General features: G+C 62.3%; 25 protein-coding genes and 1 tRNA gene. 17 read left to right on the top strand and 9 right to left on the bottom strand.

What is annotated here, in order from left to right:
* Positions 1–80 precede the first annotated feature (80 nt).
* On the top strand, positions 81–1,163 hold the full coding sequence (locus tag FHS03_RS04295; protein ID WP_183439778.1) for a glycosyl hydrolase family 18 protein: 1,083 nt from the start codon (positions 81–83) through the stop codon (positions 1,161–1,163).
* Positions 1,164–1,422: 259 nt separating this feature from the next.
* On the opposite strand, the gene phaP is transcribed toward FHS03_RS04295, so the two are convergent.
* Positions 1,423–1,998: a TIGR01841 family phasin gene (phaP, locus tag FHS03_RS04290; protein ID WP_050411869.1), complete on the bottom strand. Its 576-nt coding sequence runs from the start codon at positions 1,996–1,998 to the stop codon at positions 1,423–1,425.
* Between the two features lie 309 nt (positions 1,999–2,307).
* Between phaP and FHS03_RS04285 the strand changes: the two genes are divergently transcribed.
* From FHS03_RS04285 to FHS03_RS04275, 3 genes are all read left to right on the top strand, one after another.
* Positions 2,308–3,210: a DMT family transporter gene (locus tag FHS03_RS04285; RefSeq protein WP_183439777.1), complete on the top strand. Its 903-nt coding sequence runs from the start codon at positions 2,308–2,310 to the stop codon at positions 3,208–3,210.
* Between the two features lie 13 nt (positions 3,211–3,223).
* Complete coding sequence (locus FHS03_RS04280; protein WP_183439776.1) at positions 3,224–3,919, top strand: nitroreductase; 696 nt, start codon at positions 3,224–3,226, stop codon at positions 3,917–3,919.
* A 151-nt stretch (positions 3,920–4,070) separates the two neighbouring features.
* Positions 4,071–5,159: a serine hydrolase gene (locus FHS03_RS04275; RefSeq protein WP_183439775.1), complete on the top strand. Its 1,089-nt coding sequence runs from the start codon at positions 4,071–4,073 to the stop codon at positions 5,157–5,159.
* Here the strand turns inward: FHS03_RS04275 and FHS03_RS04270 are convergent.
* The gene (locus FHS03_RS04270) at positions 5,138–5,920 is read right to left on the bottom strand and encodes an IclR family transcriptional regulator (RefSeq protein ID WP_183439774.1); all 783 of its coding nucleotides are present in this window, start codon (positions 5,918–5,920) and stop codon (positions 5,138–5,140) included. The genes FHS03_RS04275 and FHS03_RS04270 overlap by 22 nt on opposite strands.
* A 159-nt stretch (positions 5,921–6,079) precedes the next feature.
* On the opposite strand from FHS03_RS04270, the gene FHS03_RS04265 reads away from it, so the two are divergent.
* The 9 genes from FHS03_RS04265 to FHS03_RS04225 all read left to right on the top strand — a co-directional run bounded on the left by FHS03_RS04265 (position 6,080) and on the right by FHS03_RS04225 (position 14,611).
* Positions 6,080–6,466, top strand: coding sequence for a diacylglycerol kinase (locus FHS03_RS04265; RefSeq protein WP_050411874.1), 387 nt, complete (start codon positions 6,080–6,082; stop codon positions 6,464–6,466).
* Between the two features lie 109 nt (positions 6,467–6,575).
* On the top strand, positions 6,576–7,577 hold the full coding sequence (locus tag FHS03_RS04260; RefSeq protein ID WP_183439773.1) for a sulfate ABC transporter substrate-binding protein: 1,002 nt from the start codon (positions 6,576–6,578) through the stop codon (positions 7,575–7,577).
* Between the two features lie 18 nt (positions 7,578–7,595).
* On the top strand, positions 7,596–8,156 hold the full coding sequence (locus FHS03_RS04255; protein ID WP_183439772.1) for an RBBP9/YdeN family alpha/beta hydrolase: 561 nt from the start codon (positions 7,596–7,598) through the stop codon (positions 8,154–8,156).
* A gap of 18 nt (positions 8,157–8,174) precedes the next feature.
* Positions 8,175–8,813: a peroxiredoxin gene (locus tag FHS03_RS04250; protein WP_183439771.1), complete on the top strand. Its 639-nt coding sequence runs from the start codon at positions 8,175–8,177 to the stop codon at positions 8,811–8,813.
* 242 nt (positions 8,814–9,055) lie between these two features.
* Positions 9,056–9,934, top strand: coding sequence for a sulfate ABC transporter permease subunit CysT (cysT, locus tag FHS03_RS04245; protein ID WP_183439770.1), 879 nt, complete (start codon positions 9,056–9,058; stop codon positions 9,932–9,934).
* Complete coding sequence (cysW, locus tag FHS03_RS04240; RefSeq protein WP_183439769.1) at positions 9,931–10,818, top strand: sulfate ABC transporter permease subunit CysW; 888 nt, start codon at positions 9,931–9,933, stop codon at positions 10,816–10,818. The genes cysT and cysW overlap by 4 nt, the downstream gene beginning before the upstream one ends.
* Before the next feature lies 1 nt (position 10,819).
* Complete coding sequence (locus tag FHS03_RS04235) at positions 10,820–11,893, top strand: sulfate/molybdate ABC transporter ATP-binding protein (protein WP_183439768.1); 1,074 nt, start codon at positions 10,820–10,822, stop codon at positions 11,891–11,893.
* Positions 11,890–12,822: a CysB family HTH-type transcriptional regulator gene (locus FHS03_RS04230; RefSeq protein ID WP_183439767.1), complete on the top strand. Its 933-nt coding sequence runs from the start codon at positions 11,890–11,892 to the stop codon at positions 12,820–12,822. The genes FHS03_RS04235 and FHS03_RS04230 overlap by 4 nt, the downstream gene beginning before the upstream one ends.
* A gap of 169 nt (positions 12,823–12,991) precedes the next feature.
* Positions 12,992–14,611 carry a methyl-accepting chemotaxis protein gene (locus FHS03_RS04225; protein WP_183439766.1) on the top strand — a complete coding sequence of 540 codons (1,620 nt, stop codon included), beginning with the start codon at positions 12,992–12,994 and terminating at the stop codon, positions 14,609–14,611.
* A gap of 60 nt (positions 14,612–14,671) precedes the next feature.
* Here FHS03_RS04225 and FHS03_RS04220 read toward each other — a convergent pair whose 3' ends face one another.
* The 5 genes from FHS03_RS04220 to FHS03_RS04200 form a co-directional block, all read right to left on the bottom strand.
* Positions 14,672–15,718, bottom strand: coding sequence for an aldo/keto reductase (locus tag FHS03_RS04220; RefSeq protein WP_183439765.1), 1,047 nt, complete (start codon positions 15,716–15,718; stop codon positions 14,672–14,674).
* A gap of 33 nt (positions 15,719–15,751) precedes the next feature.
* Positions 15,752–16,792 carry a quinone-dependent dihydroorotate dehydrogenase gene (locus FHS03_RS04215; RefSeq protein WP_183439764.1) on the bottom strand — a complete coding sequence of 347 codons (1,041 nt, stop codon included), beginning with the start codon at positions 16,790–16,792 and terminating at the stop codon, positions 15,752–15,754.
* A gap of 62 nt (positions 16,793–16,854) precedes the next feature.
* Complete coding sequence (locus FHS03_RS04210) at positions 16,855–17,583, bottom strand: arginyltransferase (RefSeq protein ID WP_183439763.1); 729 nt, start codon at positions 17,581–17,583, stop codon at positions 16,855–16,857.
* A 72-nt stretch (positions 17,584–17,655) separates the two neighbouring features.
* Positions 17,656–18,384, bottom strand: coding sequence for a leucyl/phenylalanyl-tRNA--protein transferase (aat, locus tag FHS03_RS04205; RefSeq protein ID WP_183439762.1), 729 nt, complete (start codon positions 18,382–18,384; stop codon positions 17,656–17,658).
* Entirely contained in the window at positions 18,381–18,959 is a 579-nt protein-coding gene (locus tag FHS03_RS04200) for an NUDIX hydrolase (RefSeq protein WP_183439761.1), read from the bottom strand. Before FHS03_RS04200 ends, aat begins: the two co-directional genes overlap by 4 nt.
* A 200-nt stretch (positions 18,960–19,159) precedes the next feature.
* On the opposite strand from FHS03_RS04200, the gene FHS03_RS04195 reads away from it, so the two are divergent.
* From FHS03_RS04195 to FHS03_RS04180, 4 genes are all read left to right on the top strand, one after another.
* Positions 19,160–19,236 (top strand) — tRNA-Met (locus tag FHS03_RS04195).
* 206 nt (positions 19,237–19,442) lie between these two features.
* Positions 19,443–20,201, top strand: coding sequence for a DUF4261 domain-containing protein (locus FHS03_RS04190; protein ID WP_183439760.1), 759 nt, complete (start codon positions 19,443–19,445; stop codon positions 20,199–20,201).
* Between the two features lie 139 nt (positions 20,202–20,340).
* Positions 20,341–20,820: a hypothetical protein gene (locus FHS03_RS04185; RefSeq protein ID WP_183439759.1), complete on the top strand. Its 480-nt coding sequence runs from the start codon at positions 20,341–20,343 to the stop codon at positions 20,818–20,820.
* Between the two features lie 9 nt (positions 20,821–20,829).
* A complete protein-coding gene (locus tag FHS03_RS04180) occupies positions 20,830–21,633 on the top strand; it encodes a DUF2145 domain-containing protein (RefSeq protein WP_183439758.1) in 804 nt (267 codons plus the stop codon).
* A gap of 29 nt (positions 21,634–21,662) precedes the next feature.
* On the opposite strand, the gene FHS03_RS04175 is transcribed toward FHS03_RS04180, so the two are convergent.
* Positions 21,663–22,565, bottom strand: coding sequence for a DNA-3-methyladenine glycosylase 2 (locus tag FHS03_RS04175; protein ID WP_183439757.1), 903 nt, complete (start codon positions 22,563–22,565; stop codon positions 21,663–21,665).
* Positions 22,566–22,680: 115 nt separating this feature from the next.
* Positions 22,681–23,673, bottom strand: coding sequence for an XdhC family protein (locus FHS03_RS04170; protein ID WP_183439756.1), 993 nt, complete (start codon positions 23,671–23,673; stop codon positions 22,681–22,683).
* Between the last annotated feature and the right edge of the window lie 42 nt (positions 23,674–23,715).

Here is a 23,715-nt window from a genome sequence, read left to right as displayed (position 1 = left end):
CTGGAGTCCAATGCGGCGCGATTTAATATTGCTGTAAGGAAATGTTGCTAAGGTGATGTTTTGCCATTCAAGGGATGACTATGCAAAGCAAGATGATCTTTTCGGCCACGGTGCTGGCTGCGCTGCTGGCCGGCTGCGGCGGCGACAATGCGCCGGCCGGCGGCAAGACGGGTGTGGAAGGCACGCGCAGTGCTGCCGCCCCGCAGCGCGCAGCGCCGGCCAAGATGGTGCTGGCCTATTACTCCGGCTATGCCAATAACTACAAGGCGCTGACCACGCACTACGCCAACTTCAATGCCGTCGCGATCGACTACTGGAATATCACGGCCGAGGGCGTGGTGGTGGGCAATGGCGATCCGGCGCCGTCGAACGCGATTGCCTTCCTGAAGTCGAAAAAGATCCCGATTTACGGCTGCATCTCGAACGTGGACGGCGATTGGAGCCAAGCCATCGCGCACGGCGTGACCGGCACCTTCCGCAAGACGGCCATTGCCAATCTGCTGGCTTTCGCCAAGAAGAACGGCTTTGCCGGCATCAATATCGACTTCGAAAACGTCAACAAGGATGACCGTGCCAACCTCAGCGCCTTCATGGCCGAACTGGGCACGGTGCTGCATGCGAACGGCCTGAAGCTGATCATCAGCGTGCCGGCGTTCTCGGCCGTGGACGAGAACCACGAGTACAACCAGGCTTTCGATCTGGCCGCCCTCGGCCGCGCCGTCGACTACCTCCAGATCATGACATACGACCAGGCTATTCCGGCCTGGGATCCCGCACCGGTTGCCAGTTCGGGATGGATGGAAGATGCGCTCGACTATGCGGTCGCCAAAGTACCCGCCGAGCGCATCTTGAACGGTCTGCCGGCCTATGGCTATGACTGGGTTGCGGCCGGCAATGGCAGGCAAGTGTTCTGGAATGCCATTCCCGGCATGTTGAAGCAGCACGGCATCACACCGCGCTACGACATCGGCAGCAATTCCCTGACCTTCAGCTACACCGCCAGCGACGGCCTGCAGCGCACGGTTTGGACCGAAAACGCCCAGAGCATCACGCTGAAAGCCAGCCTCGTCAACGCCTACGGCCTAGGCGGCACCTCGGTCTACGCGCTGGGCATGGAAGACGCCAGCTTCTGGCAAGCCGTGCAAGCCGGCCTGAAAAAATAGACGGCGCACCGTTTGATCTAGCGCAAACAATGTCCCACCCTGGTGTCAGGCACCAGAGTCGGACATTCTTTGATCTAAATCAGCAAATGTCCCACCTTGGTGCCTGACACCAGGGTGGGACATTGGTTGATTTGGCGTAAAGGAGGGGCGAAAAAAAGCCCCGGGATGGAACCCGGGGCAGAAGAAAGCATCCGCTGGAGAGGAAACCACGGATGCCGAGGAGACCTTTGGACAGCGGGGAGGCCCGAAGGCCTTCCGTTTAAGCTTGCTTTTTGACGGCGGCAGCTGGGGCAGCCTTGGCGGCGGCGGCGGTGAATTGGTTCACGGCGGCGCTCAGGTTGGCTTCCACGGTTTCTGCGGCTTGCTTGGCGGTTTTGGTGAATTGCTCGTAGCCGGCATGGGCGCTGCCCAGGGCCGATTTGAACAGAGCCACGGCGTTTTCGGTGCCGGCTGGGGCGTTTTTGCTCACTTCTTCCACCAGCGAGATTACTTTGCGGTTGGTTTCGGCGATCTGGGTTTCAGCGGCTTTGCTGAACTCGGCTTGGGTGCCGGAAGCGATCGAGGCCAGGTGACGGCCATAGGCGATGGCTTTTTCAGCGGTCGGCTGGGCCTGAGCAGCGGTCAGCGAGAAGAATTCTTGCGGGTCTTTGGCAGCCAGCAGTTGCTTGGCGGTGACGGCGGACTCTTCCAGCGAGGCTTTGGCGGCGGTCAGGTTCAGGTCGACAAACTTCTCAACGCCTTCGAAGGCTTTGTTGGTCAGCGAGGAAAAGATGGCGAACTGGCTCTCGAAATTGGCCTTGGTCGCATTGGAAAATTGCTCAGGAATCGAAAACATTTAACTCTCCAGTAAGTAAATAGTCGTTGATTGAATACGCTGTTTGCTACCTGCAATGAAGCGTAAAACGGTTTTTCAGGGCCGAACAACAAATTGTGCAACGCAACAAACCCAATTTTACGGAACTGGGAAAAGATGTCAAGGAATATTTTGTGCGTTGCACAAAGGCATTAAATACTTGTTGTTACAGGGTTTTTTCTTGCTAGGGCAAGGTTTGAGTCAGGCAAAAATGCAGCGCTGCAGCGAAGCGGAGGAGGCTGGACGCTGCCGTGTTAGACTGCCTGTCCTGTTTCCAGCTTGCTAGCCGCCATGTCCGACACCTCTACAGCCAGCCCCGCCTCGGCTTTGCTCTCGCCGGTGCCGCTGTTTTTCGTCTTTCTGTGGAGTACGGGTTTCATTGTGGCCAAGTATGGTTTGCCCTACGCGCCACCGCTGACCTTCCTGCTGCTGCGTTTTCTCGGCGTGCTGGCGATCCTGGTGCCCGCCATTGTGCTGCTGAAAGCGCCGTGGCCGAGGGGGAGGGTGGGCCATATCGCCGTGGCCGGCATCCTGGTCCAGGCCGGTTATCTGAGCGGGGTGTGGTGCGCGATCAAGCTGGGCATGCCGGCCGGCTTGTCGGCCCTGATCGTCGGCATGCAACCGATCTTGACGGCTTTTGCCGCGCCCCTGCTGGGCGAGAAGGTGCGGCCACGCCAGTGGCTAGGCCTGGTGTGCGGCTTGGCGGGCGTGGGGCTGGTGGTGGCGGCCAAGATCACGCTGGTCGGCTTGAGCTGGCAGAGCGTGGCACTGTGCGTGGGCGCGTTGCTGGCGATGACAATTGGCACGCTGTATCAAAAACATTTCTGTCCGCGCTTTGATTTGCGCAGCGGCACGGTGATCCAGTTCTCGGCCTCCGTCCTGGTGCTGCTGCCCTTTGCCGTGGCGCTCGAAGGCCTGGGCTGGGATTTCGCCATGGTGCAGTGGACGCCGCAATTCCTCGGCGCCTGGGCCTGGTCGGTGCTGGCGCTGTCGATCGGCGCCATCTTCCTGCTGTTCGCCCTGATCAGCCGCAGCGACGCCACCCAGGTCACGAGCTTGATGTATCTGACCCCGCCCACCACCGCCCTGATGGCCTGGCTGCTGTTCGGCGAGGTTTTCAATCTGCTGGGCCTGGCCGGCATGGCGTTGGCCGTGCTGGGCGTGGTCTTCGTTGTGCGTCCATCCAAAAACTAAAGAGAATGCAAGCATGATTTCCAGTCCCGAACAGCAGGCGGTCGACGCCGCCATCACCTCGCGCCGCTCGATCCGCGCCTTCCTGCCGACGCCGCTGGCGCGCGAAGACATCGAACAAATCCTGCAAGTGGCGGCGCGCGCGCCGTCCGGCACCAATGTCCAGCCCTGGCGCGTGCATGTGCTGACGGGCGCGGCCAAGGAAGAGCTGAGTAGCCGCATCCTGGAGGCTTACCATGACCCACTCCAGGCCGCCACCCATACCGAGCCATATGCCTATTACCCGCGCCAATGGGTGTCGCCGTATATCGACCGGCGCCGCAAGGTGGGTTGGGATCTGTACGCGCTGCTGGGCCTGACGCGCGAGGACAAGGCCGGCATGGCGGCCCAGCACGGCCGCAACTACGCTTTCTTCGATGCGCCGGTGGGGCTGATCTTTACCATCGATAACATCATGGAGCAGGGTTCCTGGCTGGACTACGGCATGTTCTTGCAGAACATCATGGTGGCGGCGCGCGGCCGGGGGCTGGACACCTGCCCGCAAGCGGCGTTCACCCAATATCACCGGATTATCAGCGAATATTTGCGGCTGCCCGACAACGAAACAGTAGTCTGCGGCATGGCGCTGGGATATGCTGATCTAAGCAAGATTGAAAATACGCTAGTGACCGAGAGAGTCCCCGTTGCTGAATTTGTTAAATTTGCGGAGTAAATAAGCCGTTGCGCGCCAACGTCAAAGAATGAACATTGTGTCTTGCTCTTTGGCAAATTCTAGTGCCGCCAACCTTAATTTTGCTTGCGCTGGAGCAGTGTTTTGTTACACTGCAACGTAGGACCTTCTCTTCCGTACTGGGGAAAATCGAATGTATAAACTTGCAATCAGCGCCTTGATTTCCGCGCTCTTCATTTCCCTGCCCGTGGCGGCCGCTCCGGCCAAGCACGGGGCGAAGGCTGTCAGCGTCAAGAAGAACAAGGCCAGCGTGCGCCGCCAGGCCGCCGCCGATGAACCACGTATGGTCAAGCGCGTGGTGATGGTGCGCGGCAAGCGCAAGGTTGTCTACCAGCGCGTGGTGAGTGTGGGCGATGCCATTCCCGCCCGTCCCACCGTCGGCGATCTTGCCGGCCTGAACCTGACGCGCGATCCGCTCGACCTGAAATCGAATGTGGCCCTGGTGCTGGACCAGGCCAATTCCGAAGTGTTGTTCGAAAAGAATGCCAATGTGGCCCTGCCGATCGCCTCCATCACCAAGATGATGACCGGGCTGGTCGTGGTGGAAGCCAACCAGGACATGGATGAAATGCTGACCGTGAGCGAGGACGACGTCGACCGCGCCAAGTTCAGCAGCTCGCGCCTGAAAGTCGGTTCCCAGCTGAGCCGGCGCGATATGCTGCATATCGCCCTGATGAGTTCGGAAAACCGCGCCGCCTCGGCGCTGGGCCACAATTACCCGGGCGGCTTGCCGGCCTTCGTCGAGGCGATGAACGCCAAGGCGCGCCAGCTGGGCATGAGCGAAACCCATTACGTCGATTCCAGCGGCTTGTCGAAAAACAATGTGGCGAGCGCGCGCGACCTGGCCAAGTTGGCCCAGGCCGCTTACGAGCATCCGCTGCTGCGCGAATATTCGACGGCGCCGAAAGCGGTGGTGGAAGCGAATGGCCGTCCCATGCTGTTCGGCACCACCAACCGTCTGGTGGCGCCCAATTCGGGCTGGGAAATCGGCTTGCAGAAAACCGGCTTCATCAATGAAGCGGGCCGTTGCCTGATGATGCAGGCCGTGGTGGAAGGGCGTGCAGTGATCATGGTACTGCTCGACGCCAAGGGTTCGGCCGCGCGCGCGGCCGATGCGCTGCGCATGCGCAAATGGCTGAGCGCCTTGAAACCACCGGGCTTCTCCACCTCCACGGCGGCCAGCCCGGCCGTCAATACTTCTTACTCGGCAGCAGGCATGTAACCGAGCGTGGCGGAGATCTGGTTGGCGGTTTGCACCAGGTCTTCCAGCCACTCTTCCTGCAGACGGTCGGCCGGGGCCGAGATCGACAGGCCCGCCACCAACTTGCCCGAATCGTCGCGGATGCCGGCCGCCATGCAGCGCACGCCCAGCTCCAGCTCCTCATTGTCGCGCGCATAGCCGCGCGCGCGCACCAGGCTCAGTTCCCGCTCCAGTTTGCTCAAATCCGTGATCGAATTCTTGTTGTGCCCGGCCAGGCCGGTGCGCGTGGCATAGGCGCGGATGGCTTTCGGCTCGTCCACCGACAGGAACAGCTTGCCGGTCGAAGTCAGGTGCAGCGGACCGCGGCCGCCGATGGCGCGCACCACCTGCATGCCGGAACGCTCGGAAAATGCGCGGTCGATGTAGACGATCTCGTCGCCCTGGCGCACCGACAGATTGATGGTCTGCTGGGTTTTCTTGTGCAGGGAGCGCATGAAATCGAGCGCCGCTTCGCGCACGGAAAGCCGGCTCTTGACCACATTGCCCAGTTCCAGCAGGCGCATGCCGAGGCGGTAAGTGCCCGGTTCGACGCGGTCGACGAAGCGGGTCAGTACCATATCGTTGAGAATGCGGTGGGCGGTCGAGGGATGCAAGCCGGAAACCTTGGATAATTCCTTCAAGCTCACCGGGTCGGGATATTTGGCCAAGGCGTCCAGCAAGGCCACCATGCGCTCGATTACCTGAATGGTGGTCTTTTGTTCCGGGACGGATTCAATTTTCATGATGCGGTTGGTGCAGTGCAGTATTCGGTACTGCCTTTATACCATGATGTGAAAAAAATGGGAATTCTGTGTCATATTGGTGTCTGGAAAGTGTGAATAAATACTCACGCCCAGGCATAATGGCGCACCGAACCATCCGAGATCAGCGAGCATAGCAACATGGAACAGCCCGTCAGCGAATTCAAAAGCAAAAGCGGTTTGAAGCGCATCCTCTCCGCCTTCTTTTATTCCGTGGACGGCTTGAAATCGGCCTGGCGCCACGAGCACGCCTTCCGCCAGGAGTTGATGCTGTTTGTTTTCGGCGGCATTATCGCCATGTTCCTGCCGGTCTCGGCCTTCCAGAAACTGGTGCTGATCGGCGTGCTGGTGCTGGTGCTCATCGTGGAACTGATCAACTCGGCCATTGAAGCCGTGGTCGACCGCATTTCGCTGGATCGTCACCCGCTGTCGAAGAATGCCAAGGATTTTGGCAGTGCAGCAGTGCTGCTGGCCTGCCTGCTGGCCGGCGCCACCTGGGCGGTGGTGCTGTTCAACCGCTTTTATTGAGCGCCAGGCCGGCTATATAAGTTTGGGGTATATAAAACTTCCAAATCCTTAGTTCGCTTTTATAAACGGTGACAGTATCCTGAGGCTTCCAATTCAAAGGGGAATCCTGATGCTGTCCAAGAAAATCTTTGCTGCTGCTGCCTTTGCTTCCGCTGTTCTGCCTGCGTTCGCCGCCGATGTGAACCTGCTCAATGTGTCCTACGACCCGACGCGGGAACTGTACCAGGATGTGAACGCCGCCTTTGCCAAAGACTGGAAAGCGCGCACCGGCGACAATGTGAAGATCAAGCAGTCGCATGGCGGCTCGGGCAAGCAGGGCCGTGCCGTGATCGACGGCCTGGAAGCCGATGTGGTGACGCTGGCGCTGGCCTACGATATCGATGCCATCGCCGAAAAAGGATTGCTCAACAAAGAGTGGCAAAAACGCCTGGGCCATAACTCCACGCCTTACAGCTCGACCATCGTTTTCCTGGTGCGCAAGGGCAATCCAAAAGGCATCAAGGACTGGGGCGACCTGGTGAAACCGGGCATCGCCGTCATCACTCCGAATCCTAAAACTTCCGGCGGCGCGCGCTGGAACCACCTGGCCGCCTACGGCTACGCCCTGCGCCAGCCGGGCGGCAATGAAGCCTCGGCGCGCGACTACCTGAAAAAACTGTACAAGAACGTGCCGGTGCTCGATTCCGGTGCGCGCGGCGCCACCACCACCTTCGTCGAGCGCGGCATCGGCGACGTGCTGCTGGCCTGGGAAAACGAAGCCCTGCTGGCGATCAAGGAGTTGGGTCCGGACAAGGTGGAAATCGTCGCGCCTTCCGTCAGCATCCTGGCCGAACCGCCGGTCGCCATCGTCGACAAGGTGGTCGACAAGCGCGGCACGCGCAAGGTGGCCGAAGCGTATCTGAGCTTCCTCTACACCGATGCGGCGCAGGAGCTGATCGCCAAGAACTACTACCGTCCGACCGTGGAGAAGGAAGCGAAGAAATACGCCGCCCAATTCCCGAATGTGAAGCTGTTCACGATCTCGCAGGTGGCGGGCGACTGGGACAAGGCGCAGAAGACCCACTTCGCCGATGGCGGCGTGTTCGACCAGATCTACCAGCCAAGCAAGTAATCCACCAGGGGAGGGCATATGGCAGCCAGCTTGCTTTCGCACTATCGGGTTCTGGTGGCGCCGGGCTTGAACAATAGCGGGCCGGATCATTGGCAGAGCCGCTGGCTGCGCCTGTATCCGAGCTTTCGCCGCGTCGAGCAGGAGAATTGGGACGATCCCCACTTGCCGACCTGGGGCGCGCGCCTGGACACGGTGCGCGCCGAACAGTCGCGCCCCACGCTGATCGTGGCGCACAGCTTCGGCAGCCTGACCACGGCCTACAGCCTGGCGCGCGATCCGCACCTGGTGGCCGGCGTGCTGCTGGTGGCGCCGGCCGATCCCGAAAAATTCGGCGTCACGCATTTGCTGCCGCATGAAAAGCTGCCCTGTCCCTCCATCATGATCGCCAGCACCAACGATCCCTGGATGTCGGCCGCGCGCGCCGCGCTGTGGGCCAAACGCTGGGGCAGCGAATTTATCGACGGCGGCGCTCTAGGGCATATCAACTCCGAATCCGGCTTGGGCGACTGGATTTTCGGCCAGCGCCAATTGCAAATATTGGCGGAACGTGTGCACAATGAGCGGCTGTTGTCTGTTTAATCATCTTAGGAGACCATTATGACTTTACGCCTTGGCGACACCGCGCCGGATTTCGAACAAGACTCCTCGATCGGACCAATCAAGTTCCACGAATGGGCAGGCAATTCCTGGGTTGTGCTGTTCTCGCACCCGGCCGACTTCACCCCGGTCTGCACCACCGAGTTGGGCCTGACCGCCAAGCTGAAACCGGAATTCGACAAGCGCAATGTGAAAGCGATTGCCCTGTCGGTCGATCCGGCCGAAGCCCACAAGGAATGGATCAAGGACATCGAAGAAACTCAGAAAACCGTGGTCGGCTTCCCCATCATCGCCGATTCCGACAAGAAGGTTTCGGTGCTGTACGACATGATCCACCCCGAACAATCCGTGACCGCCACCGTGCGCTCCCTGTTCGTGATCGACCCGAACAAGAAAGTGCGCCTGTCCATCACCTACCCGATGAGCACCGGCCGCAACTTCGACGAAGTGCTGCGCGTGATCGACGCCCTGCAACTGACCGATGCCCACACCGTGGCCACGCCCGGCAACTGGAAAGACGGCGACGATGTCATCATCCCGCTGACCGTGCAAGACCCGGAAGTGATCAAGCAAAAATACCCGAAAGGCTATACCGCGGCCCGCCCCTACCTGCGCGTGACCCCGCAACCGAACAAATAAGGCTTTGCTGAGTGGGTTCAGCTTGGACGCCCCGCGGGGCGTCTTTTTTTTTTTGCGGCCGAGCCCGTGTCCACCTTGGTGCCAGGCACCAAGGTGGACACGGGCTCGGCGGTATGGGGTGGGTTTTTTGTGGCAACCCCGGTTTTGGCATCTAAGCAAATGACAAAAGGTTAGTTTGTTTTATAACGCGGCAATGCGATTATGCGGCCCTATTATCTGGAAATGTAATAAGAGGGAGCCCTATGTCAGCAGTCGCTTTGCCGGCTTCAGTGCCGGCGCCAGCCCCAGCCAGGAGCGCACCGTATCGGGTGATGCCGGGCTTTAATCTCTCGCTTGGCTTCACCATCTTTTACCTGACGCTGATCGTCCTGATCCCGCTGTCGGCCGTGTTCCTGAAAACGTTTACCATGAGCTGGGAGGGTTTCTGGAGCGCCGTCTCGTCCGAGCGCGTGGTGGCCTCCTACCGCCTGACCTTCGGCGCGGCCCTGATCGGCGCCTTCGTCAATGTGATTTTCGGCGGCATCGTGGCCTGGGTGCTGGTGCGCTATCACTTCCCCGGCAAGCGCCTGATCGATGCGCTGGTCGACCTGCCTTTCGCGCTGCCGACCGCCGTTGCCGGCATCACGCTGACGGCCCTGTATTCCTCCAATGGCTGGTTCGGCCGCTTCATCGAGGGCGTGCTGGGCATCAAGGTGGCGTTCACGCCGATCGGCGTGGTGATCGCGCTGACCTTCATCGGCCTGCCTTTCGTGGTGCGCACGGTGCAGCCGGTGCTGGAGGACGCGGAGCGCGAGCTCGAAGAAGCGGCGGCCAGCCTGGGCGCCAGCGCGCTGCAAACCTTTATCCGCGTGGTCTTCCCCACCATCCTGCCGTCGCTGATGACCGGCTTCGCGCTGGCCTTCGCGCGCGCCACCGGCGAATACGGTTCGGTGATCTTCATCGCCGGGAATATGCCGATGGTGTCGGAGATTACGCCCCTGTTCATCATCACCAAGCTGGAACAATACGACTATGCCGGCGCGACCGCGATCGCGGTGGTGATGCTGGTGGTGTCCTTCTTCCTGCTGCTGGCGATCAATCTGCTGCAAGCCTGGGCGCGCGGCAAGGGAGGCAAGAAATGAGCGGCGCACCTGTATCGACGCCACGCCGTGGCGAGCTGCCTTCGGCACCCGATGTGCTGGAACCGGTCTGGGTGCGCGGCGTATTGATCGCCGTGGCGCTGACCTTCCTCACGCTGTTCCTGTTCGTGCCGCTGGTGGCGGTGTTCGCCGAGGCGCTGAAAAAAGGCTGGGAAACCTATGTCCACGCCATCGTGGAAGACGACGCCATCTCGGCCATCAAACTGACTTTGCTGACGGCGGCCATCGCCGTGCCCTTGAACCTGATCTTCGGCGTGGCGGCGTCGTGGTGCATCGCCAAGTTCGAATTCCGCGGCAAGAGCCTGCTGCTGACGCTGATCGACCTGCCGTTCTCGGTGTCGCCGGTGATTTCGGGCCTGATCTATGTGCTGCTGTTCGGCGCCCAGGGCTGGTTCGGCCCCTGGCTGCAGGAACACGACATCAAGATCCTGTTCGCCGTGCCGGGCATCGTGCTGGCGACCATCTTCGTCACTTTCCCGTTTGTGGCGCGCGAGCTGATTCCGCTCATGCAGGCGCAGGGCAATGAGGAAGAGGAGGCGGCCGTGGTGCTGGGCGCGTCCGGCTGGCAGACCTTCTTCCGCGTGACGCTGCCGAATATCAAATGGGGTCTGCTGTACGGCGTGATCCTGTGTAATGCGCGGGCCATGGGCGAGTTCGGTGCGGTGTCGGTGGTATCCGGCCATATCCGCGGCGAGACCAACACCATGCCGCTGCAGGTGGAGATTCTCTACAACGAGTACAACTTCGCCGCCGCCTTTGCCGTGGCGTCCCTGCTGGCCCTGCTGGCCCTGGTGACGCTGGCGCTGAAAACCTTTATCGAATGGCGCTTGCACGAGAACCGCGCCGACGAAGCTACGGAGCATTGATATGACCATCGCAGTCAAGAACATCAACAAGCGTTTCGGCGATTTCGTCGCCCTCAACAACGTCTCGCTCGACTTCCCGCAGGGCGAGCTGACCGCGCTGCTCGGCCCATCGGGCTGTGGCAAGACCACGCTGCTGCGCTGCATCGCCGGCCTGGAACATCCCGATTCGGGCCAGGTGCTGCTGGATGGCGAGGATGCCTCCGACCGCCATGTGCGCGAGCGCCAGGTGGGCTTCGTGTTCCAGCACTACGCGCTGTTCAAGCATATGACGGTGTTCGAGAACGTGGCTTTCGGCCTGCGCGTGAAGCCGCGCGGCGAGCGTCCGTCCGAAGACCAGATCCGGCGCAAGGTCAAGGATCTGCTGGAGCTGGTGCAGCTGGACTGGCTGGCCGACCGCTATCCACCCCAGCTTTCCGGTGGCCAGCGTCAGCGTATCGCCTTGGCGCGCGCGCTGGCGGTGGAGCCGCGCGTGCTGCTGCTGGACGAGCCATTCGGCGCGCTGGACGCCAAGGTGCGCAAGGAGCTGCGCCGCTGGCTGCGCCGCCTGCACGACGAGCTGCATGTCACCTCGATCTTCGTCACCCACGACCAGGAGGAGGCGCTGGAAGTGGCCGACCAGGTGGTGCTGATGAACAAGGGCACGGTGGAGCAGCTGGGCGCGCCGGAGCAGGTCTACAACCATCCGGCTTCGCCCTTCGTCTACGGCTTCCTCGGCAATGTGAACGTGTTCCACGGCCGCGTGCACGAAGGCGTGCTGGCCAGCGGCGACATCAGCTTCAATGTGCCGGACCACGGCGGCGTGCGCGATTCGCAAGGCACGGCGTATGTGCGCCCGCACGATCTGGAGATCGACCGCTACACCAGCGGCGCCGAAGGCATCATCGTCAAGCTGCGCCGCGCCCACGCCATCGGCCCGCTGGCCCAGCTGGACCTGGAGCGCGCCGATAACGCCGAATTGATCGAGGCCGTGATGTCCAATGAACGCTTCAGCCATTTGGGCTTGAAGGATGGTGAAACCCTGGTCGTGCGGCCCAAGCGCCTGCACGTCTTTGTCGACGGAGGTGCGACCCTATGAATTTCCAACAACTGCGTTCGATACGCGAAGCGGCCCGCCGCAATTACAACCTGACCGAAGTGGCGAACGCCTTGTTCACCTCCCAGCCTGGCGTGAGCCGCCAGATCCGCGAACTGGAGGACGAACTGGGCGTGGTCATCTTCGAGCGCAACGGCAAGCGCCTGACCGGCTTGACCGAACCGGGCAAGGGCATCCTCAAGATCATCGACCGCCTGCTGGTGGAAGCGGAAAACCTGCAGCAGGCCAGCATGGAATACACGGGCCAGAACAGCGGCACGCTAACCATCGCCGCCACCCACACCCAGGCGCGCTATGCGCTGCCGAAGGCGGTGCAGAGCTTCCGCACATCCTTCCCGGACGTGCGCATCGCCTTGCAGCAAAGCGCGCCGGACCATATCGCGGAGTGGGTCTTGTCGGGCAAGGCCGATATCGGCATCGCCACCGAAGGCCTGTCGCAGTTCCCGGACCTGGTATCCTTCCCTTGCTACCGCTGGAGCCACCTGGTGGTGGTGCCGGACGGCCATCCGCTGCTGGCGCGCACCCCGGTCAAGCTGGAAGACCTGGCCGAGTTCCCGCTGATTACCTATGACGTCGGCTTTACCGGCCGTGGCCACATCGACGCCGCATTCGCGCGCGCCGAAGTGCGTCCCGACATTGTGCTGACGGCGATGGATTCGGACGTCATCAAGCAGTATGTGACGCTGGGCCTGGGCGTGGGCATTGTGGCTTCCATGGCTTTCGACCATGGCCGCGACAAGGGCTTGCGCGCCATCGAGGCGTCCCACCTGTTCGCCGCCAACACCACGCGGCTGGCGGTGCGCCGCGGCGCCTATCTGCGCGCCTATGCCTATGAATTCATCCAGCAGTTCGCGCCGGAGCTGCGCCGCTCCGATATCGACCTCGCCTTGAACGGCGCCGAAGCGGCTTGATTTCAATCTTTCTGTGATGGCAAGAGGCGTGCTGCGGCACGCCTTTTGTTTGGCCTGAGGCTTTTTTCGCGGAAGCGGACCGCCTATACTCCTTGATATCGGCAGTACCAATCAGCCGCTGCGCGGCGCGCAGCGTCCCCCACACGAAGCATCGATATGGGAGCGACAAATGAATATTGGGAACTGGAAGATAGGCGTGCGCCTGGCGGCGGGACTGGGGCTGGCGCTGCTGTTCATGATCGGCATCTCCGCCATCGGCATTCTGAATCTGGGCAAGCTCGATGAAGGCACCGACGATCTGGCCGCCGACAAGGTTCCCAAGGTGATCGAAGCCTATGAGGCCATCGGCGGCGTCAACGATATCGCCCGCGCCATGCGCAATGCGATGCTGAGCAGCGATGCCGAGACTGTGAAAAAGGAACTCAAGCGCGTCGAGGACAAGAAGACCGAAATCGCCGGCCACCTGGATAAGCTGGCCAAGCTGATTGAAGACGATACCGATGCCGAGAGCAAGGCCAAGTTGAAAGCCGTGCTGGAGGCGCGCGACCGCTATCTGGTGGTGCAGGCCAGCTTCCTGCAGAAATCCGCCGACGGCGGCAAGCGCGATGAGAGCGTGGCCTATCTGCTGAGCGCCGTGCGCAAGGAGCAGACCGCCTACCTGAATGCCCTGACCGACCTGGTGAAGTACCAGACGGCCGCTGTGGCGCAGGCTCGAACGGCAGCCGGTGAAGCCTATGCCGGCGCGCGCAATATGATGGTGGCGCTGACCCTGGTGGCGACGCTGCTGGCGGCATCGGTGCTGTGGCTGGTCACGCGCAGCATCACCAGCCCGCTCAACCGGGCGGTAGGCATGGCGCAGGCGGTAGCCAGCGGCGACTTGACCATGCGCGTGGAATGCCATACGCGGGACGAAACGGGGCAGCTGCTGCGCGCCCTGGCCCATATGAACGACAGCCTGGCGCACACCGTTGGCAAGGTGCGCTCGGGCAGCGATACCATCACGACCGCATCGAATGAAATCGCCAGCGGCAATCTCGATCTGTCCAGCCGCACGGAGCAGCAGGCTTCCAGCCTGGAAGAAACCGCGTCGTCGATGGAGGAGCTGACGTCGACCGTGACGCAAAATGCCGAGAATGCGCGCCAGGCCACGCAGCTGGTGGTGGCGGCGTCCGAGTTCGCGGTCAAGGGCGGGCAGGTGGTGGGCGAGGTGGTCTCCACCATGGGCGCCATCAAGGAAAGCTCGGGCCGCATCGTGGACATCATTTCGGTGATCGACAGCATCGCCTTCCAGACCAATATCCTGGCCCTGAATGCGGCCGTGGAAGCGGCGCGCGCAGGAGAGCAGGGCAGGGGTTTCGCGGTGGTGGCGTCGGAGGTGCGCAATCTGGCGCACCGTTCGGCGGCAGCGGCCAAGGAGATCAAGGAGCTGATCGGCCACTCGGTGGAAACCGTGGACGCGGGTTCGCGCCTGGTGGCGGAAGCGGGCAGCACGATGGACGGCATCGTCAGCTCGGTGCAGCAGGTGGCCGATATCATGCGCCAGATCAGCGCCGCTAGCCAGGAGCAAAGCAGCGGAATTTCCCAGGTCAATCAGGCCATCGTGCAGATCGATGACGTCACGCAGCGCAACGCCGCCCTGGTGGAGGAAGCCGCAGCGGCGGCGCAATCGATGCGCGAGCAGGCGGAGATGCTGGCCGAGGCGGTCGCCGTGTTCAAGATCGGCGGGCAGCAGGGCGGGCACCAGGCGCCGCGCGGCGGGCAGGGGCCAAAACTGGCTTTGGTAGCGTAGTGAAGGAGCGAAGGACTGCGGCCGTTGAGCGAGGCCGTGGTTCTGCTGCCGCCAGGTGGCTTACTGGCCGGGGTTCATCAGGCGGGCGTGGATGGCGTCGACGGCGGCCACCATGTCCGGCGGCAGGCGCAGGCTGTAGGCGTCGATGTTTTCCTTGAGCTGGGCTAGGGTGGTCGCGCCGATGATGGTGGAGGCGACGAACCAGCGCGTGTAGCACCAGGCCAGTGCCAACTGGGCCGGCGTCATGCCGTTGGCGCGCGCCAGCTTGGCATAGTGGCCCACCGCCTCCAGCACGCCGGGACGCACATAGCGCGGGCTCCAGTTGGGCGGGAAGATGGTCAGGCGGCCATGCGCCTTGGGATTGTCGTGGTACTTGGCCGTGAGCTGGCCGAAAGCCAGCGGGCTATACGCCAGCAGGCTCACTTCGGCGCGGTAGCAGGTTTCGTCCAGCAGGCTGGTTTCGAAATGGCGGGCCGTCAGGTTGTACAGGTTCTGGATGGTGGCGATGCGCGGCAAGCCTTTCATCTCGGCCTGCTTGATGAATTCCGTCACGCCCCAGCAGGATTCGTTGGAGACGCCGATGTGGCGGATTTTGCCTTCTTCCTGCAATTTACCGAGCGCCGCCAGTGTGTCTTCGATGGCCACCGAGGGCCGTTCTTTCTGCGGATCGAAGACGCTGGCGCCGAAAATCGGCAGATTGCGGCTGGGCCAGTGCAATTGGTATAAATCGATATGGTCCGTTTGCAGGCGGCGCAGACTGGCTTCGACGGCGGCGCGGATATTCGCCTCGTCCAGATTGTGCTGGCCGCCGCGTATCCAGTGCATATGCGGATTCGGCCCCGCCACCTTGGTCGCCAGCACCACCTTGTCACGCTGGCCGGATTTCTTCAGCCAGCTGCCGATATGGCGTTCGGTGCTGCCCTGGGTTTCCGCGCGCGGCATCACGGGATACATCTCGGCCGTGTCGATGAAGTTAATGCCGCGTTCCAGCGCGTAGTCGAGCTGGGAGTGGGCATCGGCTTCCGCATTCTGCTCGCCGAACGTCATGCTGCCGAGGCAGATGCGGCTGACGCGCAGATCGCTGCGACCGAGGGTGATGTGGTCCATGCGCGGCTCCGGTAAAGGGCTTAACTGCGGTGATCAGCGGCGCAGCGCGTCGGCGCAGTCGCGCACCAGGGCCGGGCCGGCGTAAATCAGGCCGCTGTACAGCTGCACCAGCTGGGCGCCGGCGTCGATCTTGGCCTTGGCGTCGCTGCCGCGCATGATGCCGCCCACGCCGATGATCGGCAGGGCGTCGCCCAGTTCCGCCTTCAGCAGGCGGATCACCTGGTTCGACAGCTCGAACACCGGCGCGCCGGACAGGCCGCCCGCTTCCGCGCCATGCTGCATGCCTTCGACGGCCGTGCGGCTCAAGGTGGTGTTGGTGGCGATCACGCCGTCGATCTTGTGGCGGACCAGGGCGTCGGCGATATTTTTCACCTGCTCACCATCCATGTCCGGCGCGATTTTCAGGGCCAGCGGCACGTAGCGCTTATGCTGGTCGGCCAGGCGTTGCTGGGCGTCCTTCAATTGGCCGAGCAGGCCATCGAGTTCGGAGCCGCCCTGCAATTGGCGCAGGTTCTTGGTGTTGGGCGAGGAGATGTTCACCGTCACATAGCTGGCGTAAGGGTAGACCTTCTCCAGGCAGTGCAGATAATCGTCGGCCGCGCGTTCGATCGGCGTATCGGCATTCTTGCCGATGTTCAGACCCAGCACGCCTTCGCGCTTCTGGTAAAAGCGCGAGGATTGCACATTCGATACGAAGGCGTCCACACCGCCGTTATTGAAGCCCATGCGGTTGATGATGGCGTGCGCCGCCGGCAGGCGGAACATGCGCGGCTTGGGGTTGCCGGGCTGGGCGCGCGGCGTGACGGTGCCCACTTCGATGGAGCCGAAGCCCAGGTCGGCCAGCGCGTCGATGTAGGCGCCATCCTTGTCCAGACCTGCCGCCAGGCCCACCGGATTCTTGAACAGCAGGCCCATGACGGTGCGCGGATCGGGCTTGGGCTGGCGCACGAAGGCGCGCGTCAGGCCAAGCGCGGAGCTGCGCTTCAAGGCGGGCAGGGTGAAATGGTGGGCGGATTCAGCGTCCATCGAGAACAGCATCGGACGGGCGAGGGAGTACAGGAATTTGTCGGACATGGAGGGCCAAAAGTGAGAATTTGCGCGTATTTTACCGCGCCAGCCTTGGTCCCAAGCCGGTTTTAGCGCTGCAGCACGCTCCATACGCCTTTGATGCGCGCTTCCAGCGGCTGGAACTTGATCTTGTAATTCATCTTCGGACTCTCCTCGATCCAGTAGCCGAGATAGATATAGGGCAGGCCCAGTTCCTGCGCCTGGGCGATCTGCCACAGCACGTTATAGGTGCCGAAGGAGGCGCTCGGCACGTCGGGATCGAAGAAGGTGTAGACCGAGGACAGGCCGTCCGACAGCACGTCGATGATGCTGACCATGCGCAGCGTGCCGTCCGGCTCGCGGAACTCGACCAGGCGCGTATTGACCCGGCTTTGCAGCAGGAACTGGGCGTACTGGTCGCGGCTGTCCTGGTCCATGCCGCCGCCGGCGTGGCGCGTGCTCTGGTAGCGCAGATACAGATCGTAATGTTCGTCGGAGAAGGACAGCGTGGCCACGCCCGCCGTCAGATTCGCATGGCGCACCCAGGCGCGGCGCTGGCCGCGCGTCGGCTGGAATTCGTTGACGACCACGCGTACCGGGATGCAAGCCTGGCAGCCGTCGCAGTAGGGCCGGTAGGTGAAGATGCCGCTGCGGCGGAAGCCGCTTTTCACCAGCTCGGAATAGACGTCGGCATTGATCAGGTGCGAAGGCGTAGCCACCTGCGAGCGGGCTTGCCGCGTGTCGAGGTAGCTGCACGGATAGGGCGCAGTGGTATAGAACTGCAGCGTGGCAAAGGGAAGGTCGTTTAAGTGCGTCATGCCCGTCCTTGTTGATAGCCGTCTGGACATATCATAACGCGTTCTGCGCGCAAGAGTGAACGCATGCGCCGTTCAGGCCGCGGAAAAATATGGCGGGAGGGGCGTCCAGTCGATGATCTGTGGCGCTGCGATATTCTTTTGTACATGTTCCAGGAATGCGCTGCGTGGAATGGGCCTGGCGCCGAGCGAGGCCAGGTGGCCGGTTTCCTGCTGGCAGTCAATCATCGCCACGCCATGCCGGCGCAGGAAATGCACCAGGTAGGCCAGGGCGATCTTGGAGGCGTCGGTGACGCGGGCGAACATCGATTCACCGTAGAACATGGTGCCGATCGAGACGCCATAAGCGCCGCCCACCAGCTCCCCGTCCAGCCACAGTTCGGACGAGTGGGCGTAGCCCAGCTTATGCAAGCCGGTATAGCCTTCGATGATGTCTTCCGAGATCCAGGTGCCGGGGCCGTCGCGGCGCGGTGCGGCGCAGGCGCGCATCACGTCCTCGAAAGCGGTGTCGAAGCGCACCTGCCAGCGGCCATCGGTGCGGCTGCTTTTCTCGATCTTCTTCAGGGTTTTTTTCAGGCTGTCCGAGATGCGGAAATGCTCCGTCAGCAGCACCATGCGCGGATCGGTGCTCCACCACAGAATCGGCTGGCCCTCGGAAAACCAGGGGAAGATGCCGCGCTGGTAAGCGGCCAGCAGGCGACGGGGCGAGAGGTCGGCGCCGGCCGCGAGCAGGCCGGGCGCGTCGGCCGTCAGCGCTTCGGAAACATCGGGAAAGGGCGTGTGGGCGTCGAGCCAGGGAATCATGTGCCGGTCGGACTGCGCATCGGGCGGTTGATGTCCTGGGTGTGGAAACCATAACTGCCGCCGGCGCGCATGCGCGCACGGTCGGCAAAGAAGAATTCCAGGGTGTTGTGAACGGTGGGGAAGGCCAGCTCGTCCCAGGGAATCTCCGCCTCGGTAAACAGCTGCACCTCCAGGCTTTCCTCGCCGGGCGCAAAGTTCAGGTCGCGCAGGGTGGCCAGGTAGAACATATGCACCTGGTGCACCTGGGCCACGTTGAGCAGGGTGAACAGGTTACCCAGTTCGATATTCGCGCCGGCTTCCTCCTCCGTTTCGCGGATGGCGGCGGCCGAGGTGGTTTCATTGTTTTCCATGAAGCCGGCGGGCAGGGTCCAGAAGCCGTAGCGCGGCTCGATGGCGCGGCGGCACAGCAGCACTTTCAGTTCGCCATCCCGCTCCCAGACGGGGATGGAGCCGATCACCATCTTCGGATTCTGATAGTGGATGGTTTCGCATTTGACGCAAACATAACGCGGCCGGTTATCGCCGGCCGGCACCATCAGTTCGACGGGATGGGCGCATTCGGAGCAGAATTTCATGGATGGCTGTGGTGTAAGTCTTTGATGTGAGTCATGTCTCATGCTTACTTTACACTGATTGCGGCCGGATCGCGTACATCCTTTGCGCTGCGCGCCGCAGCTTTTTGCGGCCGGGGTGTGCATAAATGCCATCTATCGTGAGAAGAAGTGGCATAAATATTGCCTAAAGCCGCCGCTTGCCCTATAATACGTTCATCAGACGCGGGGTGGAGCAGTCTGGCAGCTCGTCGGGCTCATAACCCGAAGGTCACAGGTTCAAATCCTGTCCCCGCAACCAGAATTCTTGAAAAAGCCGTTGATTCTCTTAAGGAATCAGCGGCTTTTTTGCGTTTGTGGCACTATTTCTATTGAGGAAGTAAAAAACCTTGAAGCTGCCTGGGCGGCTGCGGCCATGCAGTTGACACTCATCAATGTAAGATGACTTCACTCAGCCCGATTTACAAGTTAAGGACTACGGAACCGTCGATGCCACTGCAAATGTCCATGATTCTCTTCAATGAGACGCCTGTATTTTCTATTGAAGCTTTGCAAGCCAGTCTGTCAGCCAATTGGCCCGAGCTTGCACATATCTCCGATATTTCCGAGCAGGCGGGTACTCTGTCGTTTCGTTTAGATATGGCAGATATCGTGATTGGAGTGATGCCAGCGCCCATTCCCTGGTCGGACTTGGAGGGGCCATGTGCAAGCAGTCGGCTTTGGCCTGATGCCGCATCTGCCATACGGGAGCACAAGAGTCACGCGATCGTCACTGTCAGCGGGGAACTGCTCCCGGTGCCGCTTTCCACGCTGCTCACGCAAGTCACGGCAGCGCTGATGGCCTCGACGCCAGCATCGATTGGGGTCTTCTGGACCAATGCCGCCCTGCTTGTGCCGCCAAGCCTCTTTGCCGACTTCGCGGTCGAAGTCATGCCATTGGCCCTGCCATTGGCCATTTGGATCGACTGCCGTGTGGGGTGGCTTGAGGGAACATCCCTCAGTGCCGGCTTTACCACCGGCTTGGCAGAACTTGGGCTAATGGAATTGGAGGCGCACGGAGCGACAGAGTCTCCGGCCGAGCTAAAGAAACGATTCGACGCGATCGCTGAATACCTCCTGGAAAATGGCCCGGTCATCCAGGACGGAGATACCATTGGCGAAAGCGCCAGCGAAAAGATTCGCATTGTGTATGCCAACTCAATCTTTGGCGCAAAGGACGAGGTTATGCGGCTCGTCTACGAATCCGACTCAGAAGGGAGCGCTTGAAGCGCCGGTCTTGAGAGCCTTGAGCGGCGCTGCGCTTCCTTGTTTGCCTGGTTTTTCTGACAAATTGTTACAAGGAAACATGTAGCAGGTTTCCAGAAAATCATTTATAACAGGCAAACCTTTCATAGTGGGAGATGTAATGAGTATTGCTGCAAACGTGATTCGTGCGACCCTCGGTGCTGTGTTGGTGCTGGGCGCCGGCTCCGCGATGGCGCAAATGTCGCGCAATGTGACGGCATCGGAAAAGATTTCGATCGGGACCATGTCGATCATCGCGGCGCCGGTGGCCAGCGTGGCGGGCAGCGCGCAGGGCAGCGAGGGCGCCTCGGTCGGCGTGGCGGCGGTGGGCGTGGGCAGCGCTTATGTGGTCTCGGGCATCGCGCAGGGCGTGGGCGATACGGTGGAGATTATTCTGTCGGCCGTGGGTTCGGCCGGCAAGCTGTCGGTGAAGGTCACGGGCAAGACGCTGGGCGCGATCGGTGTGTCGGTCGGCACTTCGGTGCAGGTGCTGTCGGAGACGACGGGCACGGTGCTGGTGGCGTCGGGCAAGGTGCTGGCTTTTATTCCTAACGAGATCGGCCAGGCGCTGCTGAATCAGAGCCGCCTGCCGGCCAACTGAGGCTGAGCCATGAAATTCGCTACCCGTGTCGCCGCCTGCGCGCTGATCGCCGCGGCGTTTGCCGCGCCGGCCCAGGCGGGACAGTCCTGCGAAGACCGGCCCATGACGCCCGCCGCGCTGAACGAGGCGATGGGAACGGGCCGCATGCTGATGGGCGAGTTGAACGATTCCGGCAGCGATGTGGTGCTGATCGGACGGCAAGGACAGGACTTGTCCAAGTACCGCGTGAAGTACACGCACCTGGGCATCGCCTTTCGCGCCGCGCCGAATCAGCCTTGGCGTGTCTACGAGCTGCTGAACGAATGCGGCACGGCCCGTTCCGAGCTGTGGATGGACGGCCTGGCCAACTTCTTCCTCGACGATCCGTTCACCCTCGACTCCATCATGCTGGTGCCGCCGCCGCGCGTGGCGGCCCGCCTGGCCGAATATCTGCGCTCGCCGGCGCTGCTGCATGGCTTGCACGAGCCTAAATACAATATGGTGGCCTACCCCTTCTCCACCAAATACCAGAACTCGAACCAATGGGTGCTGGAAGTGGTGGCGGCGGCGATGGCGAGCGATGTGAAGGTACAGAACCGCGAGCAGGCGCAGAGCTGGCTGAAACTGGCGGGCTACCAGCCGACCGAGTTGAATATCGGGCCGCTGACGCGTTTGGGCGGGCGCATCGTCAAGGCCAATATCGCGTTTGACGACCATCCAAGCGCGCTGCGCTTTTCCGACCGCATCAACGCGGCGACGGTCGATTCCATCACCGCCTTCCTGCGCAAGCGCGACGAGGGCTGGAAGATCCGCGAATTGCGCGGCAAGCGCTAGGCGTTTTTAGCCCCCGGGTAGCGTGTGGATCAGGCGCTCTCGTTGGGGCGGCCGTGCAGGCTGGCCCACAGGTGGGCGGCGGCCATGGTGCGGTGCGGCTGGTATTGCTGCAGAATGCGTTCGGTGCGCGCCATATCCGGCTTGCTGTCCTCGCCCAGCAGGCGTTGCAGGGCGGCGCGGATGGCGACATCGCCATGCAGCGAGCAGTCGGCGTAGCCGTAGCCGCGCAGCAGGCCGTAGTTGACGGTCCAGGGGCCGATGCCTTTCACGGCCAGCAGGGCTTTGCTGATCTCGTCGATGCTGTTGTCCGCCGCTTGCTCCAGGCGCAGCTCGCCGCTGGCGACGAGGGCGGCGAAGCGCAGCAGCGTCTCCGCCTTGGCGCGCGAGAATTTGCGGCTGGTCAGATCCTCGGCGCTGAGGCGGGCCGCGCCGGCGGCTTCGGGATAGCACCACAAGCCGCTGGAATGCTGGCGCCCCGCCTGCAGGATGAAGGTGCGGCGCAGGGCGATGGCGAAGGGCAGGTTGATTTGCTGGCCGATGATGGCCCAGGTCAGGGCTTCGAACACGGTGGCCGACTGCACGATGCGCAGGCCGGGATTGGCCAGCACCAGCGGGCCAAGCATAGCATCGTCGCGCGCGAAGTCGAGGAAGGCTTGCGGATCGATGCGCAGCCCCAGCATATTCAGCGCCGCATCGCGGATGCGCTGCTGCAGCGACGCCGGCAAAGGCTGCGGACAATCCGCATCGGCCTCGCATTCGGCGGCGGCAGGCGACAGGTGCAGCGTCAGCGCCACGGCCACGTCGTCGAGCAGCATGCCCTTGCGGATGCGCTCCGGCCGCACTTCTTCCGCCACGCTCTCGGCATCGCGGCTATGAAAGGCCTGCACATCCTGCAAACGGTAATTCGCGGGCAGTGAAATCGTAAAGCGCATTCTCATCTCCAACAAATACGAACCGCCGAGCCCGTGTCCACCCTGGGGTCAGACCCCAAGGTGGACACAGACTCAGCCATTGGGCTGGTATTGTGGCGCAGGGGGCGGGGACGCGCTAGCTGTTTCTTGCGCCGATATCGCGGCGTGGGGGAACTTGCAGGACGGCGGGGACGCCATTTTTGACGGCGGTGATTTCGGCCAGGATCGAGATGGCGATTTCGGCCGGGGTTTTGCTGCCGATGTAGAGTCCTACGGGGCCGTGCAGGCGGTCCAGTTGTTCGGGCGTGAGGTCGAATTGGCGCAGGCGTTCGCGCCGCTTGGCGTTGTTGGCGCGCGAGCCGATGGCGCCGACGTAGAAGGCGGGCGATTTCAGCGCTTCCATCAAGGCCAGGTCGTCGAGCTTGGGATCGTGCGTCAGGGCGACAATGGCGCTGCGCGAGTCGGGCTGCATGTCGAGCACGAGGTCGTCGGGCATGGCGTGGACCAGGGGCACGCCGGGCAATTGCCAGCCGGCGCGGTAGTCTTCGCGCGGGTCGCAGACGGTGACGTGGTAGTCCATGGCGCTGGCGATCTGCGCCAGGAAGCGCGAGAGCTGGCCGGCGCCGATGATGAGCAGGCGCCAGCGCGGGCCGTGCTGGGTCCACAGTTCGTCGCCGTGCCGTTCCAGCACGGGGCCGGCGGTGGCGGGGGCCAGCGTCACGGCGCCGGTCGGCAGATGCAGGCGGCGCTGCACCAGGCGGTGCTGGGCCAGTTGGTCCAGCAGTTCGTCGATGCGGCTATGGGCGCCCAGCGGTTCGAGCGCCAGTTCGATGGTGCCGCCGCAGGGCAGGCCGAAGCGGTGCGCTTCGTCGGCGCTGATGCCGTAGCTGACCAGCTCCGGCGTGCTGCGGGCGATGCCTTCGCGCCGAACGCGTTCGATCAGGTCGTCCTCGATGCAGCCGCCGGAAACGGAACCGACCACGCGGCCGTCCTCGCAGATGGCCAGCATGGCGCCGATGGGGCGGGGGCTGGAACCCCAGGTCCGCACCACGGTTATCAGTTCGCAGCGCAGGCCTTGGGCGAGCCAGGCGGCGCTGGTTTTGAGCACTTCGAGGTCGATGCTGTCCATCACCGCACTATACTACGCGGCCGGGCGGGATGCCGATCGGGC

Origin of the sequence: Pseudoduganella violacea (assembly GCF_014191875.1) — a bacterium.
Taxonomy (GTDB): domain Bacteria; phylum Pseudomonadota; class Gammaproteobacteria; order Burkholderiales; family Burkholderiaceae_D; genus Rugamonas; species Rugamonas violacea_A.
The sequence above is the reverse complement of the archived record's forward strand: the minus strand, read 5'-3'. Positions and strand labels throughout refer to the sequence as shown.